The sequence below is a fragment of the Marinilactibacillus kalidii genome, assembly GCF_017599325.1.
In the GTDB taxonomy this organism is placed as follows: domain Bacteria; phylum Bacillota; class Bacilli; order Lactobacillales; family Carnobacteriaceae_A; genus Marinilactibacillus; species Marinilactibacillus kalidii.
In genome coordinates, this window is sequence record NZ_JAGFVM010000031.1 from 106,359 (window position 1) to 122,453 (window position 16,095).

At 38.5% G+C, this 16,095-nt stretch carries 13 protein-coding genes and 1 riboswitch; of the genes, 9 read left to right on the top strand and 4 right to left on the bottom strand.

The genetic code is table 11. The features are described 5' to 3' along the window. Nucleotides 1-17: 17 nt before the first annotated feature. Complete coding sequence (locus tag J5J05_RS08160) at nt 18-875, bottom strand: aldo/keto reductase (RefSeq protein ID WP_244244674.1); 858 nt, start codon at nt 873-875, stop codon at nt 18-20. A gap of 182 nt (nt 876-1,057) precedes the next feature. Continuing rightward, a riboswitch (Lysine riboswitch) is annotated at nt 1,058-1,271 on the top strand. Between the two features lie 95 nt (nt 1,272-1,366). Here J5J05_RS08160 and J5J05_RS08165 point away from each other — a divergent pair. From J5J05_RS08165 to J5J05_RS08195, 7 genes are all read left to right on the top strand, one after another. After that, nucleotides 1,367-2,569 (top strand): aspartate kinase, encoded by a 1,203-nt coding sequence (locus J5J05_RS08165; RefSeq protein WP_208560194.1) that lies wholly within the window; start codon nt 1,367-1,369, stop codon nt 2,567-2,569. A gap of 32 nt (nt 2,570-2,601) precedes the next feature. Next, nucleotides 2,602-3,576, top strand: a complete 975-nt coding sequence (locus J5J05_RS08170; protein ID WP_208560195.1) for an aspartate-semialdehyde dehydrogenase — start codon at nt 2,602-2,604, stop codon at nt 3,574-3,576. A gap of 16 nt (nt 3,577-3,592) precedes the next feature. After that, on the top strand, nt 3,593-4,477 hold the full coding sequence (dapA, locus tag J5J05_RS08175) for a 4-hydroxy-tetrahydrodipicolinate synthase (protein WP_208560196.1): 885 nt from the start codon (nt 3,593-3,595) through the stop codon (nt 4,475-4,477). Beyond that, nucleotides 4,478-5,209 (top strand): 4-hydroxy-tetrahydrodipicolinate reductase, encoded by a 732-nt coding sequence (dapB, locus tag J5J05_RS08180; RefSeq protein ID WP_208560197.1) that lies wholly within the window; start codon nt 4,478-4,480, stop codon nt 5,207-5,209. Nucleotides 5,210-5,213: 4 nt separating this feature from the next. Further along, the gene (gene dapD / locus J5J05_RS08185) at nt 5,214-5,927 is read left to right on the top strand and encodes a 2,3,4,5-tetrahydropyridine-2,6-dicarboxylate N-acetyltransferase (protein WP_208560198.1); all 714 of its coding nucleotides are present in this window, start codon (nt 5,214-5,216) and stop codon (nt 5,925-5,927) included. An 81-nt stretch (nt 5,928-6,008) separates the two neighbouring features. Then, complete coding sequence (locus J5J05_RS08190; protein WP_208560199.1) at nt 6,009-7,157, top strand: M20 metallopeptidase family protein; 1,149 nt, start codon at nt 6,009-6,011, stop codon at nt 7,155-7,157. A gap of 2 nt (nt 7,158-7,159) precedes the next feature. Further along, nucleotides 7,160-8,218, top strand: coding sequence for an alanine racemase (locus J5J05_RS08195; RefSeq protein ID WP_208560200.1), 1,059 nt, complete (start codon nt 7,160-7,162; stop codon nt 8,216-8,218). A 208-nt stretch (nt 8,219-8,426) separates the two neighbouring features. Here J5J05_RS08195 and J5J05_RS08200 read toward each other — a convergent pair whose 3' ends face one another. The 3 genes from J5J05_RS08200 to pflB form a co-directional block, all read right to left on the bottom strand. Beyond that, nucleotides 8,427-9,353, bottom strand: a complete 927-nt coding sequence (locus J5J05_RS08200; RefSeq protein WP_208560201.1) for a manganese-dependent inorganic pyrophosphatase — start codon at nt 9,351-9,353, stop codon at nt 8,427-8,429. A 151-nt stretch (nt 9,354-9,504) separates the two neighbouring features. Continuing rightward, nucleotides 9,505-10,251 (bottom strand): pyruvate formate-lyase-activating protein, encoded by a 747-nt coding sequence (gene pflA, locus J5J05_RS08205; RefSeq protein WP_208560202.1) that lies wholly within the window; start codon nt 10,249-10,251, stop codon nt 9,505-9,507. A 32-nt stretch (nt 10,252-10,283) separates the two neighbouring features. Beyond that, nucleotides 10,284-12,545: a formate C-acetyltransferase gene (gene pflB, locus J5J05_RS08210; RefSeq protein ID WP_208560203.1), complete on the bottom strand. Its 2,262-nt coding sequence runs from the start codon at nt 12,543-12,545 to the stop codon at nt 10,284-10,286. A 315-nt stretch (nt 12,546-12,860) separates the two neighbouring features. Here pflB and adhE point away from each other — a divergent pair, with 315 nt between their 5' ends. Together adhE and J5J05_RS08220 are read left to right on the top strand one after the other, a co-directional pair. Further along, the gene (gene adhE / locus J5J05_RS08215) at nt 12,861-15,470 is read left to right on the top strand and encodes a bifunctional acetaldehyde-CoA/alcohol dehydrogenase (RefSeq protein WP_208560204.1); all 2,610 of its coding nucleotides are present in this window, start codon (nt 12,861-12,863) and stop codon (nt 15,468-15,470) included. A gap of 182 nt (nt 15,471-15,652) precedes the next feature. Continuing rightward, nucleotides 15,653-16,095, top strand: a 443-nt coding sequence (locus tag J5J05_RS08220) for a transposase family protein (RefSeq protein WP_208560205.1), incomplete at its 3' end; no start/stop codon positions are given.

Here is a 16,095-nt window from a genome sequence, read left to right on the forward strand (position 1 = left end):
AATATCATAAGAAAAGTTTACTGGACACTTAGTGGGACTCTATGATCAGGCACTGGAAAAGCAGCATCTAATTTTTTGATTTCTTCTTCTGTCAATTGCATCGTCAGCATGTCTGCATTCAGCTGAACATGTTTTTCAGTGCTTGCTTTGGGAATCGCGATGATATTCTCTTTTTGTAAGACAAATGCCAGTAATAGTTGAATAATAGAAATCCCATGTGCTTTTGCGATTGCTTGAACCGTTTGATCGTTATATACGCGCTCTTTAAGCTGTGGTTCCTGACCGATAACCGGACAATAGGCCATCATTGGGATGTTTCTTTCTTTTAAATAGTCTTGTAAAGCGACTTCAGTTCCTCTTGATGCTAAGTGATAAAGGACTTGATTGGTCTGACACTGGTCGCCCCCATTTACAGATAATAATTCTTCCATATCTTCCAAGTCAAAGTTTGAAACACCCCAACCTTTGATTTTACCTTGTTGTTTCAACTCTTCAAAACAATCGACTGTTTCTTGTAAAGGAACACTACCACGCCAATGAAGTAAGTACAAATCAAGGGAGTCTATACCTAAACGCTGTAATGTCTGTTCGCAAGCATCGAAAATAGCCGATCTACCCGCATGATGAGGGTAGACTTTAGAAACAATAAACAGATCTTCTCGCTGGTATGCCGCAATCGCATCTCCCACCAATTCTTCAGATTTACCATCTCCATACATCTCAGCTGTATCGATTAACGTCAAGCCGCTCTCGATACCAGAGCGAAGCGCAGCGACTTCTTGATCATATTTTGCTGCATCTTCTCCTAAACGCCATGTCCCTTGTCCTAAGTTAAGAACCTGTCGTCCATCTGGAAATTGAATAGATTGTTTCATCATTAGAACCTCCTTTTAACTTCTCTTCTAGTATACCAATACGTTATGATTTTATTCATTAAAAACTCTATTAAATTTTTAAAATCAACATAAATCCAGTCTCTCATCTTCTTTTAAAGATTTCTGTTTACATTTAATTGTATTTTTGATAAGGTTATATGCAAATAAACCAATAAAATTGAATGACTGGATGAGGCGCAGAAATCATAAGTATTTATCAGCAATAGAACCTGTAAGTTCTTGATAATGAAAGGGAAATCTGCCGAAATGGTGAATCTTTTACAGTGAGATTGACTGTTGGGCTGTATATGAAGAATATGCAGACTGCCGTATGAATATAAGTAGCCACCTAATTTATTGAATAGGTGATCTACTTTACGGAGTGCTTCCGCTTGTATATAGATTCTTTAAGACAAGTCGGTACTTCGACTTGTCTTTTTGTATACACTTAACGGTGTAAGGCAGTCTCACTAAGTTTAGAAAGGATCGCCATGAAAAGAAGCGTATTGAAATTTGGTGGCTCCAGTGTAGCGGATCTATCAAAAATAAAAGAAATTGCGACATATCTTAAGAAACGAACGGATTTAGGAGAAGAATTAGTCGTTGTAGTCTCAGCTATGGGCAAAACAACGGACGACCTACTAGCGAACGTTGGACATATCACCACTAAGCCTAATGAACAAGACTTAGCAATGCTTCTGACAACTGGTGAACAACAAACCATCTCCTATCTCTCCATTACGTTAAATGACATGGACGTGAAATCTAAGCCACTTACCGGTTATCAAGCTGGAATCGAAACAATCGGCCATCATTTGAAAAGTAAGATCTCATCAATCAAAACGGCTTTGTTTGATCAACTCTTTGAAACAAACAAAATCATCATAGTTGCTGGTTTCCAAGGATTTAATAAAGATGGCGAATTAACGACACTCGGTCGAGGCGGTTCTGATACAACGGCAGTAGCCTTAGCAGCTGCTTTAGAATCAACTTGCGAAATCTACACGGATGTTGCAGGTGTTTACAGCACGGATCCTAGGATATTCTCGGATGCCAAACGTTGGGATCAGATTTCTTATGAAGAAATGATGGAGATGTCTGCCCTGGGTGCTGGTGTCTTAGAAACCAGAAGTGTAGAATTAGCAAATAATAATGGGATAAAACTTTATCTCGGTAAAACACTCTCTACAGAGAAAGGAACTTGGATCGTGCCAAATGAACAAATGCTTGAAAGAAAAGCCGTAACGGGTGTTGCCCTAGATAAAAATATGGCACACGTAACATTAAATGACCCGTCTAATGGTGCACAATTGCTAAATGATATTTTTGTAGAACTAGAAAAAGAAGAAATCAACATTGATATGATCTCTCAAATTAGAAACCAAGATGGTATGCAACTTTCTTTTACAGCAAAAGACTCAGATGAACGCCAATTAGTTCAAGTCTTTGATAAACTTAAAATTGATTACAAGGACTTATCTGTAAATATCGTTGAATCATATGCAAAAATCTCTGTTATTGGTGCTGGTATGAGGGATATGTCTGGTGTTGCATCTCAAATATTCAGAACCCTTATCAATGCGAACATCACCTACTATCAAGTAACCACCTCAGAAATCAGTGTATCTTGTGTGATTGATGAGACTAATGGTGAAAAAGCAACAAGATTACTATGTGAAAAATTCGATTTATAACCATAATGCTGCTCAAAGAAAGGAAATAAACGATGTATAATATCGCTGTTGTCGGGGCAACTGGGTTAGTCGGTCAAACCATGCTCCGTTTACTTGAAGAAAAACAGATTCCTATAGCAAACCTTACACTCTTCTCTTCGGCTCGATCTGCAGGTAGTCAGGTTTCATTCAATGGAGAAAATCATGTCGTTGAAGAACTGACCACTGAAAAAACGGCTGGTCCATTTGATTACGTACTGATGTCTGCTGGCGGAGAAACAAGCTTGACCTTCTCTCCTTTATTTGAAAAACACGGTGCTGTCGTGATTGATAATTCGAGTGCATGGAGAATGGATCCAGAAATCTCCTTAGTCGTTCCGGAAGTAAATCCACCATCTTCTAATCGAAAAATCATTGCGAACCCAAACTGTTCAACAATTCAATCAGTTGGTCCACTGAAAATTTTATTGGATGCATTCGGTATCGAACGCATCGCCTATACAACTTACCAGTCTGTTTCTGGCTCTGGTTGGAAAGGTATCGAGGATTTAAAGCGTGGTGAACGTGGAGAAGACCCTGTTAACTATCCGCACCCTATTTATAATAATGTACTGCCACAAATTGATGTTTTTCAAGAAGACGGCTACACTAAAGAAGAAGTAAAAATGATTGAAGAAACAAGAAAAATTTTGAATCTACCTACTTTACCTGTAACCGCAACTTGTGTCAGAGTACCCGTGACCAGTGCACATGCTGTAGCTATTAATGTTACTTTATCTGAAGAGACAAGCGTTAAAGCGATTCAATCATTATTTGAGGCCAGTCCCTATGTAACACTTGAAGACGAACCTGAAAAAGGGATTTATCCAATGCCGCTTCAGGCTGGTGGTAAAGAAGGCATTTTTGTCGGACGTATCAGAAAAGATGATAGTTTACCCAATACTTATCACGTCTGGACAGTCAGTGATAATATTTTAAAAGGTGCAGCGCTGAATGCTGTACAAATTCTACAACAACTGATCTCTTGAAAGGAGAATAAAACAAATGGCTCATTTATTTACAGGAATTGCTGCCGCTGTAACCACCCCCTTCACTAATCATGAAGTTGACTATGAACAGTTTCGCAATCATTTAAGCTTTTTGAAAGAACAACAGATTCAAAGTTTCATCATTAATGGCACGACCGGAGAAGGTTCAACACTTTCTTCTGAGGAAAAAACGAACTTGCTGAAAGTAGCGCTTGAGGTTTCTGATGGACAGCTTCCTGTTATCGCGGGAACTGGCTCAAACAATACACAAGCAAGTATCGAAGCGTCTAAGCATGCTGAATCACTGGGTGTTGATGGTTTACTGATTATCACCCCTTACTACAATAAAACGAGTCAGCGTGGATTAATTGCGCATTTTACAGCAATCGCTGACGCTGTCGAGATTCCAGTTATTCTTTATGATGTACCCGCACGTACAAATATGACCATTGAACCGGAAACCTTACGTGTGCTAGCTGAACATCCAAATATTGTTGGCCTAAAGGATGCGACAGGTGACCTAACACATCTTAGCCGTTTACAAGCAATCGTAGATGACGAGTTTGCTTTTTATGGCGGAAATGATGATCTTGCCCTTCCCTTCTTCGCTCAGGGCGGACATGGGTTAATCTCGGTAGCAGCCAATGTTTTACCCGGAGAATACCAAGAAATGTTTGAGACAGTGAAAATCGATATTGCGAAAGCAAATTTGATTTATCGTGAGCTGCATCCAGTCGTTGAGATACTTGGTATCGATGTTAATCCAATCCCGATTAAGGTCTTAACCAATTTCTTAGGCTATGGGGATTACGCAGTAAGGTTGCCGTTAGTGCCGCTAGAAGAAATTGACCGGGCATCTATTATTGAAGTGTTCCGTCACTTAAAAGGAGATACGGTATAAATGGATATCTTATTAGTCGGTTACGGCGCAATGAATAAGCGTGTAGCATCACTAGCAGAAGAAAAAGGCCACCGAATCGCTGGTGTTGTCACACCTGATGCATCAGCAGATCACTACCCTGTCTTTTCTGGATTTAATGAAAATCTACCAGCAGTAGATGTGGTGATTGACTTTTCACATCCGGTGTTGACAACTGCTTTACTAGAATCTAATATCTCAGCTCCGTTAGTCATTGCCACCACAGGAGAAAAAGAACAATTAGCAGTGTTGATGCAAGAGAAAGCTCAGACACAGCCCGTCTTTTTCAGTGCCAATATGAGTTACGGTGTGCATATTCTGACTGAGATCATTAAATATGCTACACCACTACTTGAAACGTTTGATATTGAAATGATTGAAAAGCACCATAACCAAAAAGTTGATGCACCTAGTGGTACTCTGGTTAAACTATATGATGCAATCGTTGAGAGCGCAAAACCGAATGCTACACCTGTATACGATCGTCATGAAGTTTCTGAAAAAAGAGATTCAAAGGACATCGGTATCTCTTCTATTCGTGGCGGAACAATCGTTGGTGAACATGAAGTCATTTACGCTGGTCATGATGAAGTGATTTCTATTAAGCACACTGCACAGTCAAAAGACATTTTTGCTAGCGGCGCTTTAACTGTCGCTGAAGCATTACAAACCAAACCTCAAGGTTATTACACTTATCATAATTTAGGAGAATGAATGTATGAATGATTTTTCAGCGCAAGAGATTATCCAATATATTAGTACAGCTACAAAAACAACACCCGTTAAAATTTATGTCAATTCTTCTTTAGCAAAATCGGATTTTCCAGATACCTTCCGTGTATTTGGTGGAGAAAATAGTTATACGATCTTTACCGATCTGAAAGACTGGAAAGCATTTTTTATCGACCATAAAGAAGCATTGATCGATCATGTCATGGAACAAGATCGCCGCAATTCGGCTATTCCTTTACTAGATGCAACTGAAGTGAATGCACGAATCGAACCGGGGTCTTTCATTAGAGAACATGCAGTCATTGGTGATCAAGCGGTCATCATGATGGGTGCTGTGATCAATATCGGTGCGATTGTTGGTGAAGGAACGATGATTGATATGGGTGCTGTTCTAGGTGGACGCGCAACAACAGGCAAAAATGTGCATGTAGGCGCGGGGGCTGTTTTGTCTGGAGTTATTGAACCTGCTAGCGCGAAACCTGTTGTGATTGAAGATGATGTGCTGATTGGTGCGAACGCCGTTATACTTGAAGGTGTAACCGTTCATAAAGGCGCAGTTGTCGCTGCTGGGGCTATCGTTACAGAAGATGTTCCGGCTAATACGGTTGTCGCTGGCGTTCCAGCTAGAGTCATCAAAAAAGCTAGCGATGTAGAAGCTGGTAAAATCGATATTATTTCCGCACTTAGAAATTTAAATTAACTGAATGAATAGCTGAGCGGAATGCTTTGTTAGCATTTCGCTTTATGCTTATTCACAGTCACTCGTTAAAGGAGTTTTTTCATGATAGATTATGAGACAAAAGTCACTGAACACCGCAGAGCACTTCATTTGATTCCAGAACTATCTTTCCAAGAATACAAAACGACTGCTTACATCCGCTCACAACTTGAGGCACTATCGATTGATTACATGACACCTTTAGAGACTGCAACGATTGTTTACTTTGAAGGTCAATCAAATAAAACAGTTGGATACCGGGCAGATATTGACGCCTTACCCATTGTTGAAGAAACAGGTGTCTCTTTTGAGTCTACCCATCCACTAGCGATGCATGCGTGTGGTCACGACGGTCATGCAGCTATTTTGCTCACATTCGCAGAATGGTGTAAGTCCCAGGCAGATCAACAATTACTTCCACATAATGTTTTGTTGATTTTCCAACCTTCTGAAGAATCGAACGCAGGAGCACATGCACTAATCAAATCTTTTCCTTTTAAGGACTATGCTCTTGAAGGCATATTTGGTGTTCATCTTGGTCCCGATACAGATGAAGGTGTCTTGCTGACAAAAGAAGGCCCGCTCACTGCAAGTGCAACGGAATATCGCATTCGCATCAAAGGTCGTTCGGCGCATGTCGCTGAAAAAGAAACGGGTGCAAATGCGCTGGGTGCCTTATCAAACATGGTCAACCAAATTGCACAAATTCAGCAATATCATCTAACCGGTTTAAATCAGAACGTCATTCATATCGGTAAAATGGATGCTGGTGAAGCTATCAATACTGTAGCGAGCAATGGTTACCTTGAAGGAACGATTCGAACGTATAGTCCAAATGACCTTGAGATCATCAAAGCACAACTACAAAAAATCTTGGAAAGTAATGATCAGATTTACGGCACTACTTCTACCCTATCGATTGCAGAGGGATACCCACCCGTTATTAATCCGGCTTCCCTACTGGAGACAGTAGAAAAAAGTGCGGGCGCTGCAGGGTTAAGACTTAATATTAAAGGGAAACCTTACTTATTTGGAGAAGACTTTTCATTTTACGCAAACGTTGCGGAAACGAACTTCGCTTTCCTCGGTATTAAAAATGACGGAAAAGGCTTTACTAGCGGACTTCATACGGCTACATTCAATTTTGATGAATCTGCATTGGTTTACGGTGTTCGTTACTTTCAAGAAATTCTAAATCATATAGGAGCATAATGATGGCTGCGACTTTAACATTGAACCAACAAAGATTATATGAGCAAGCACGTTCTTTGCAAGATAACCAAAATGTTCTAGTAGTCATGAAAAACAATGCCTATAATTTTGGTATGTCACTCGCCTATGAAGCTTTTTACAAAGCGGGTATTAGAAGTTTTGCGACTACAAATCTTGATGAAGCGATCTGGTTAAGAGCGCAACATAGCGAAACAGTCATTGTATTACTCGATCCTTCAACTGAATTCGACTTACTCAAAAAGCATGACATTACGCTAACGATTCCAAACATGGCCTTTTACAAAATGTATAAAGAGCAATGTGAAACGATTAAAGTCCATCTTGTGTTCAAAAACCTTTTGAACCGTTTTGGATTTGATACTGCTGAAGAAATGAAAGCCGTCTTAGATGAGGGTGCTTTAACGATAACCGGTATCTGGACTCATTTTGCATTTGCAGATGAATTAGAAGATGACCGTTATACGATTGAAAAAGAGAATTGGCAGTATGTCCTTTCGGTTTTGTCTCCTTATTTAGATGCATTGACGATGATTCATGCACAAAATAGTGCTTCGTTTTTAAGAGATGGACTTTTTGATCAACATACACATATTCGTGTAGGTGTCATTGCATACGGAACAAGACCCTATTACGAGCTTCCGGAGAGCCTTGCTCGTCAGACGATTGAAGTGAGTGCAACAGTCAAGGATGTTGTTACAGTTCCAAAAGGTGAATCAGCTGGCTACTCAGCGGCTTTTGTTGCTGAAGAAGATACACGACTGGCAATTTGTGACATTGGTTATGGTAATGGTATCTTACGTACTCGTTCTAAACATGAAGTAATGATCAATGATCAGATTTATCCAATCGCAGTACTAATGATGAGTCATATGATGGTTAAAATAGACGAGCAGGTTTCAATTGGAGATCAAGTTTTTCTTTACAATGATACACTCCGTTTAGATTACTTCACTCAAAAGGGCGTTGGTGCTTTCTCAGAACAGATGGCAGGTTTAAATCAAAATACCTTTGCTGTAAAGACAATTCGTTTATCGAGTTAATGATAAGGAGGCGGTTCAACATTAGCCACCTCCTTTATCGTTTAACCATCACCTATTAAGCACAACATTAAATATGTGAAAAAACATACTTAAATTATGTTAGTTGTTGAACAATGTTTGTTTTATTCAATATTATTTTTGAGATTTTACACAAAAAGGCTTCTAGCAGAAGTAAATCTGCTAGAAGCCTTTTTTATTCGATAAAATTTTAAGAAAATTTAACAGTTAATTGAGGTACAACTTGTTTTTTACGAGAAACGATTCCTTTTAAGAATAAGACAGAATCTTCTATAGTTGTATCAAGCGCTTCACAAACTTCTTTCTCGTATGGTCCGTATAGAATAGCTGTTGAGTCATTTTCAAGAACATTTGTGACCAACAGTAAGAATAAATCATAGCCTTCCGCATCACTTTGAATTTTCATTGCTTCAAGAAGCGCTGATTTTCTCTCAAGAATCTCGTCAACATCAACGACGTTTACCTGACCAACACGAACTTTTTTATCTCCCATAGGAAATGTTTTTGCATCCGCATCTAGTAATTCCTGTTCAGATTTATCAGTGGTCTTTGTACCGGCTTTCAATAAATCAATGCCGTATGTTCCCATGTTTACTCCAGCGATATCAGCCAAAGCTTCTGCTGCAGCAATATCTTCTTCTGTACAAGTTGGAGATTTCAATAGTAGCGTATCAGAGATAATAGCTGAAAGCATGATGCCCGCAATATCTTTAGGGATTTCAATAGATTTTTCTTTAAATAGCTTAAAGATAATGGTATTTGTGCAACCAACAGGTTCGGCACGGTAATAAAGTGGGTTTGCTGTCTGGAAGTTCGCGATTCTATGATGATCAACTACAGATAAGACTTCTACTTTATCAATATCATCCGCACTTTGTTGTGCTTCGTTGTGATCCACTAACATCACTTGTTCCACTTGATCCGAAACAGTCGATACTACCTCTGGATGCGCAACATTGAAATAGTCCAACGCAAAAGCCGTCTCATCAGTAATCGAACCCAACGCTACAGGTTTTGTGTCCAAACCTAGTTTATTTTGCAGATAACTGAAACTTACTGCTGAAGTTATTGCGTCTGTATCTGGACTTTTATGTCCGAAAACAAATATTTTACTCATAAAAAAACTCCTTTAATATCATTTATACTTTTAAGAATATAGGATTTTTCTTGAAAATTCAATCCAATACTATAAAAGAAGCAGAACCGTTCGTAACATCCCCAAGGTTTAACTTGGAATCTGTCACTCGGTTCTGCTTAAATTAACTAGTTTAGTGATATTTGTGCGTTTGAAGAATTCGATTGGCATTTGCTACTCTTTCCGCAGTTGGCGGATCGATTTCTTCTAATTTATATGGAATACCCAACTCTTTATATTTATAAACACCTAGTCGGTGATAAGGAAGGACTTCAACCCTTTCTACACTCTCAAGTTGTTCAATGAACTGATTAAGTTGCTCCAAGTATTCATCGTAATCAGAACGTTCCGGTACAAGGACATGTCTTAACCACATCGGTATTCCCCTGTCGGACAAATATCTTGCCATATTTAGAATACTTTCGTTTGAATGCATCGTATATTTCTTATGGATATCATTATTAATATGCTTAACATCCATTAGTACGAGATCTGTATAATCCATTAACTCTTCAAAGCGGCTAAAAAATGGTTCGTCATAAGTGAAGGGTTGACCACAAGTATCTAAGGAAACATGGACACCTTCTGCTTTAGCCAATTTGAAAAACTCAATCAAAAAGTCAATGTGCAACAACGGTTCACCGCCACTAACGGTTATCCCACCTTCTTCTCCCCAGTACTCTTTGTAGTCTATTGCTTTTTCCATCATTTCTTTAGCGGTATAAGGTGTACCACCGCCCATATTCCAAGTATCAGGGTTATGACAGAATTCACACCGCATACGACAACCCTGCATAAAAATAATGAAACGAATGCCTGGCCCATCAACTGATCCAAAGCTTTCTGTTGAATGTACGTAGCCTATTGCTGGTTCTGTCATAACGATTCCTCCATTAAATTCCTTGAATTAGGTTACATTGTTTCGTGGAAAGTTCTACTTAGAACATCCAATTGTTGTTCTCTAGTCAATTTCACGAAGTTAACAGCATAACCTGAAACTCTGATGGTCAATTGCGGATATTCTTCAGGATGTTCCATAGCATTTTCCAATGTTTCTCGGTTCAATGCATTAACGTTCAAGTGATGCCCACCTTTCTTAACGTAGCCATCTAACATCATAGCAAGATTTTTTCTTTGTGTGAGGTCATCTTTGCCTAGTGCTTTTGGTACGATTGAGAAGGTATTAGAAATACCATCAAGAGATTCAGAGTACGGAAGTTTGGCAACTGAATTCAAACTAGCTAGCGCTCCATTCATATCTCTTCCGTGTAATGGATTCGCACCTGGTGCAAATGGTACACCCGCTCTTCTACCATCTGGTGTATTACCTGTTTTCTTACCATAAACGACATTAGAAGTAATCGTCAAAATGGATGTTGTATGTTTCGCATCACGATAAGTCGGATGTTTTTTAACCTTACTCATGAATGTTTTCAACAACTCGATCGCTATTTGATCTACTCGGTCATCATTGTTTCCATATTTTGGATAATCCCCATCGATTTCATAGTCAACGACTAGCCCATTTTCATCTCTGATCGTTTTCACTTTAGCGTACTTGATTGCAGATAGTGAGTCTACTGCAACAGAGAATCCAGCGATACCAGTAGCCATCGTTCTCGCAACATCTGTATCATGCAAAGCCATTTCGATTCTCTCATAGCTATATTTATCATGCATGTAATGAATGATATTCAATGTATTGATATACATACCGGATAACCACTCAAGCATATCGTCATATTTTTCGAGAACTGTTTCGTAATCCAAAAATTCACTTGTAATCGGCTGATATTTAGGGCCAACTTGTGTTTTTGTTTTTTCATCTACCCCACCATTGATAGCATAAAGTAAAGCTTTTGCTAAATTGGCTCTAGCGCCAAAGAACTGCATTTGTTTACCGATAGGCATAGCAGAGACACAGCAAGCAATACCATAATCATCGCCCCACTCTTGACGCATGATGTCATCGTTCTCGTATTGAACAGCACTGCTCTCGATTGAAACTTTTGCACAATACTCTTTAAATGAAGCAGGTAATTTAGTAGACCATAAAACTGTTAAGTTTGGTTCTGGTGCAGGTCCTAAGTTTGTCAGTGTATGCAAGAAACGGTAACTGTTTTTTGTTACCATATGACGACCATCAATGCCTACGCCACCAATAGACTCTGTAACCCATGTTGGGTCTCCGGAAAATAGCTCATTGTATTCAGGTGTTCGAGCAAATTTGACCAGTCTCAATTTCATAACAAAATGGTCAACCAGTTCTTGCACTTCTTTTTCTGTTAACACGCCTGCTTTCAAATCTCTTTCAATATAAATATCTAAGAATGTAGATGTTCTTCCTAAAGACATCGCTGCACCATTTTGTTCTTTAATCGCAGCAAGATAGCCCAAGTATAACCATTGGAAAGCTTCACGGGCATCTTTCGCAGGTTTAGATATATCAAATCCATAGATATTACCTAATTCTTTTAATTCATTCAACGCTCTAATTTGATCGCTTAATTCTTCACGTTGGCGAATAACTTTCTCGCTCATCATGCCATTACCGCAATTTAATAGATCTTTTTGCTTTTCTTTAATCAAACGATCTACACCATATAAAGATACACGTCTATAATCACCAATAATACGTCCTCTTCCGTAAGCATCCGGAAGCCCAGTGATTACACCAGTTCTTCTCGCATTTCTGATTTCAGGCGTATAAGCATCAAATACGCCTTGGTTATGCGTTTTTGTCCAATCTCTAAATACGTGAGAAAGCATCGGATCTACTTCGAATCCGTAAGATTCTGCTGCTTGCTCCATCATTCGAATACCACCAAAAGGCTGCAAAGAACGTTTGAAAGGCTTTTCAGTTTGGAAGCCAACAATTTGCTCCTTTTCCTTTTCAAGATATCCAGGACCATGAGAAGTAATAGTAGATACTACGGAAGTATCCATATCTAACATACCACCTGCTTCTCGCTCTTGTTTGTTGAGATCCATCACTTGATCCCACAACTCCAATGTTCGATCTGTAGGATCTTCTAAAAACTCTTCGTTCCCATCATAAGGAAGATAATTTGCTTGAATAAAAGATCGTACATCAATTTTGTCCTTCCAATCTGCTCCTTTAAAGCCTTCCCATAACGCTCCTGAATTTTCTAGACTTGCTTGTTGTTTTTCCATTATATTCTCTCCTTTGTATTCTATTCTTTTCAAGTTCAATATATCACATATACACAAGCTCTTCAAGTGAATCATTGAGCTTAAACAGTATTATAGTAAAAATGAGAGCGTTTCATAAAATGCAATAGTGAATAATTTCACAAAAATGACACAATTTAACTATACTTTTCTATTCTCAATATGCTATAGTCATCTTGTAATCAAAAAACGTTGTATATGCTTACGAAAAAGACCATTTTTTTAAAAGTGATATATAGCGATTATTTTTAGAATAACTTGCTCAGTTATTCACATATATTGATGGAGGGATTATTTATGGCACAATCAGCAACTGTCAAACGTACAGAAAAAGAAACACAAACAGTCGAAAATACAATCGATACATTAGTAGAAAACGGAAAAAAAGCACTTCAGTCTTTGTCTTTACTAAACCAAGATCAAATTAATGAGATAGTTAAACAAATGGCCCTTGCAGGTCTTGATAATCATATGTTACTTGCTAAATTAGCTGTTGAAGAAACACAACGTGGTGTTTATGAAGATAAAATTATAAAAAATCTTTTTGCAACTGAATATGTTTACCATAGTATTAAAAACAATCGTACAGTCGGTGTTATTGAGGAGAATAAACACGAAGGAACTGTATCAACCGCTGAACCGATTGGTGTTATCGCAGGTGTAACTCCCGTCACGAATCCGACTTCTACTACAATGTTTAAGTCATTGATTTCGATCAAAACAGGGAATCCGATCATCTTCGCTTTCCATCCTTCAGCGCAAAGATCTAGTGTAGCTGCGGCTAAAACAGTTTATGATGCAGCTGTTAAAGCAGGCGCACCTGAACATTGTATTCAATGGATTTCTACACCTTCTGTTGAAGCAACTCAGACTTTGATGAATCACCCTGGCGTTGCAACTATTCTCGCTACTGGAGGACCTGGTATGGTTAAATCTGCTTACAGTTCTGGAAAACCTGCACTAGGTGTTGGCGCTGGTAATGTTCCTTGTTATATTGAAAAATCAGCAAATATCAAACGTTCAGTAAATGACCTTATTATGTCTAAGACTTTCGATAACGGTATGATCTGTGCTTCAGAACAAGCAGTCATCATTGATAAAGAAATTTATAACCAAGTTAAAACATTAATGACTGAACACAGCTGTTACTTCCTATCTGAAGATGAGAGAAAGAAACTAGAATCATATATGATTACTGAAAATGGTGGATTAAACGCAGCAGTCGTAGGTAAACCAGCTTACGAAATTGCAAAATCAGCAGGTATAACAGTTCCTGAACAAACGAAAATACTGATTGCAGAACTCAAAGGTGTCGGCGTTGACTACCCACTTTCTAGAGAAAAACTAAGTCCTGTACTTGCTGGTTATAAGGTAAACAGTACAGAAGAAGGTTTAACTAGAGCAGAAGAAATGTTAGCTTACGGTGGGCTTGGCCATTCAGCTGTTTTACACTCACTAGATGAATCTGTTATGCAACAATTTGAAAAACGCATGAAAGCTGGTCGTATCATTGTTAATGCACCCTCTTCTCAAGGTGCGATTGGAGATATTTACAATGCTTACCTACCCTCACTAACACTCGGTTGTGGTTCTTACGGTGGGAACTCGGTCTCTACTAATGTTGGAACGATGCATTTGATCAATGTCAAAAAACGTGCAACTAGAAATAATAATATGCAATGGTTCAAACTACCACCAAAAATTTATTTCGAAAAAAATTCTGTTCAATATCTTGCAAAAATGCCAGATATTAAAAGAGCCTTTATCGTAACAGATCCAATGATGGTCAAATTAGGTTACGTGGATAAAGTATTATATCACTTGAGAAATCGTACAGATTACGTTCATTGTGAAATTTTCTCAGATGTTGAACCGGATCCTTCTAAAGAAACAGTTCTTCGTGGCGCACAAGCAATGAGAGAATTCCAACCAGATGTTGTCATCTCTTTAGGTGGTGGTTCTCCAATGGATGCAGCTAAAGGCATGTGGCTATTCTATGAGCATCCAGATACAGATTTCCATGGACTGAAACAAAAATTCTTGGATATCAGAAAACGTGTTTATAAATATCCAAAACTTGGCGAAAAAGCAAAATTCGTAGCGATCCCTACTACTTCGGGTACTGGATCTGAGGTAACTTCATTTGCTGTTATCACTGACAATGAAAATAACATCAAATATCCATTGGCTGATTATGAATTAACGCCAGATGTTGCGATTATTGATCCTCAGTTCGTTATGAGTGTACCAAAAGTAGTCACTGCAGATACGGGTATGGATGTATTGACACACGCTATCGAAGCGTATGTTTCTAACATGGCCAACGATTATACTGATGGGCTTGCCATTAAAGCGATCCAACTTGTTTTTGAATACCTACCAAAAGCTTATGAGAATGGTGACGATGAATTAGCGAGAGAAAAAATGCATAATGCTTCTACAATTGCGGGAATGGCTTTTGCGAATGCTTTCTTAGGAATCAATCATAGTTTAGCACACAAATTAGGTGCCAAATTCCATATCGCACACGGTAGAGCGAATGCTATCTTGATGCCACATGTGATTCGCTACAATGCTAAGAAACCAACTAAGTTTGTTTCTTTCCCTAAATATGAAAACTTTATTGCGGATGTTCGTTATGCTGAAATTGCTAAAGCACTTGGATTACCGGCTTCTACTACTGAAGAAGGTGTTGCAAGTTTAGTTAATGCCATCTACGAATTAGCTAAAAAGCTTAATATACCAATGAGTATCAAAGAAAACGGTGTTGATAAAAAAGAATTCGAAGCACAAGTAGATGAATTAGCTGATCGTGCTTTTGAAGATCAATGTACAACAGCTAATCCAAAACTACCATTAGTAAAAGAACTTGCTGAAGTTTATAGACAAGCTTTCATTGGTAAGTAAATAAAACGAACATAAAAAGGACATGCCCTCATAGACGGGCATGTCCTTTTTCATCGGTTCTATAATATATGACGTTGGTGAGAAATCACTAGCGTCTTTTTTCTATCTTAAATTAGAAAACAAGTGAGTTCTCCTGTAGAATGATAGTCTCCTAAAACCAAACATCCATAGGGGGAACTCACTTGCCTACATCAAATGATATGCAAAAAGTACTCGATATTCAAGACAAAAATCTCTTATTTGAGGAAGATTGCGTTTCTTATGCACTCTTTAAAAATCATTACTGTAAATTTATCTACTGTACGCTCTCTTACATGCCTACGGCATGTAAACATTGTGGAGAACCCAATCAGAACTATTCTATTTATAAAAACGGATCTCAGACTTCCAGCGTTACTTTCCCAACAACAGGTGTCACTCCAACTTACCTTAATGTGAAGAAACAGCGGTTCAAATGTAAGAACTGTCAGAGAACGTTTACTGCTTCAACACCCATCGTACAGGAGAACTGCTTCATTTCAAACTTTATCAAAGCGGCTGTTCTCGTAAACGCTTCTGAAGCTCGATCTGTCAAAAACATCGCTTTAGAGACCCATGTTTCTGCTACAACGGTTCAAAGACTGAT

Coding starts and splice junctions, on each gene's coding strand:
- J5J05_RS08195 (WP_208560200.1), top strand. CDS start 7,160: ATGGCTGCGACTTTAACATTGAACCAACAAAGATTATATGAGCAAGCA.
- dapB (WP_208560197.1), top strand. CDS start 4,478: ATGGATATCTTATTAGTCGGTTACGGCGCAATGAATAAGCGTGTAGCA.
- J5J05_RS08165 (WP_208560194.1), top strand. CDS start 1,367: ATGAAAAGAAGCGTATTGAAATTTGGTGGCTCCAGTGTAGCGGATCTA.
- J5J05_RS08170 (WP_208560195.1), top strand. CDS start 2,602: ATGTATAATATCGCTGTTGTCGGGGCAACTGGGTTAGTCGGTCAAACC.
- J5J05_RS08190 (WP_208560199.1), top strand. CDS start 6,009: ATGATAGATTATGAGACAAAAGTCACTGAACACCGCAGAGCACTTCAT.
- dapD (WP_208560198.1), top strand. CDS start 5,214: ATGAATGATTTTTCAGCGCAAGAGATTATCCAATATATTAGTACAGCT.
- adhE (WP_208560204.1), top strand. CDS start 12,861: ATGGCACAATCAGCAACTGTCAAACGTACAGAAAAAGAAACACAAACA.
- J5J05_RS08200 (WP_208560201.1), bottom strand. CDS start 9,353: ATGAGTAAAATATTTGTTTTCGGACATAAAAGTCCAGATACAGACGCA.
- J5J05_RS08160 (WP_244244674.1), bottom strand. CDS start 875: ATGAAACAATCTATTCAATTTCCAGATGGACGACAGGTTCTTAACTTA.
- pflB (WP_208560203.1), bottom strand. CDS start 12,545: ATGGAAAAACAACAAGCAAGTCTAGAAAATTCAGGAGCGTTATGGGAA.
- pflA (WP_208560202.1), bottom strand. CDS start 10,251: ATGACAGAACCAGCAATAGGCTACGTACATTCAACAGAAAGCTTTGGA.
- dapA (WP_208560196.1), top strand. CDS start 3,593: ATGGCTCATTTATTTACAGGAATTGCTGCCGCTGTAACCACCCCCTTC.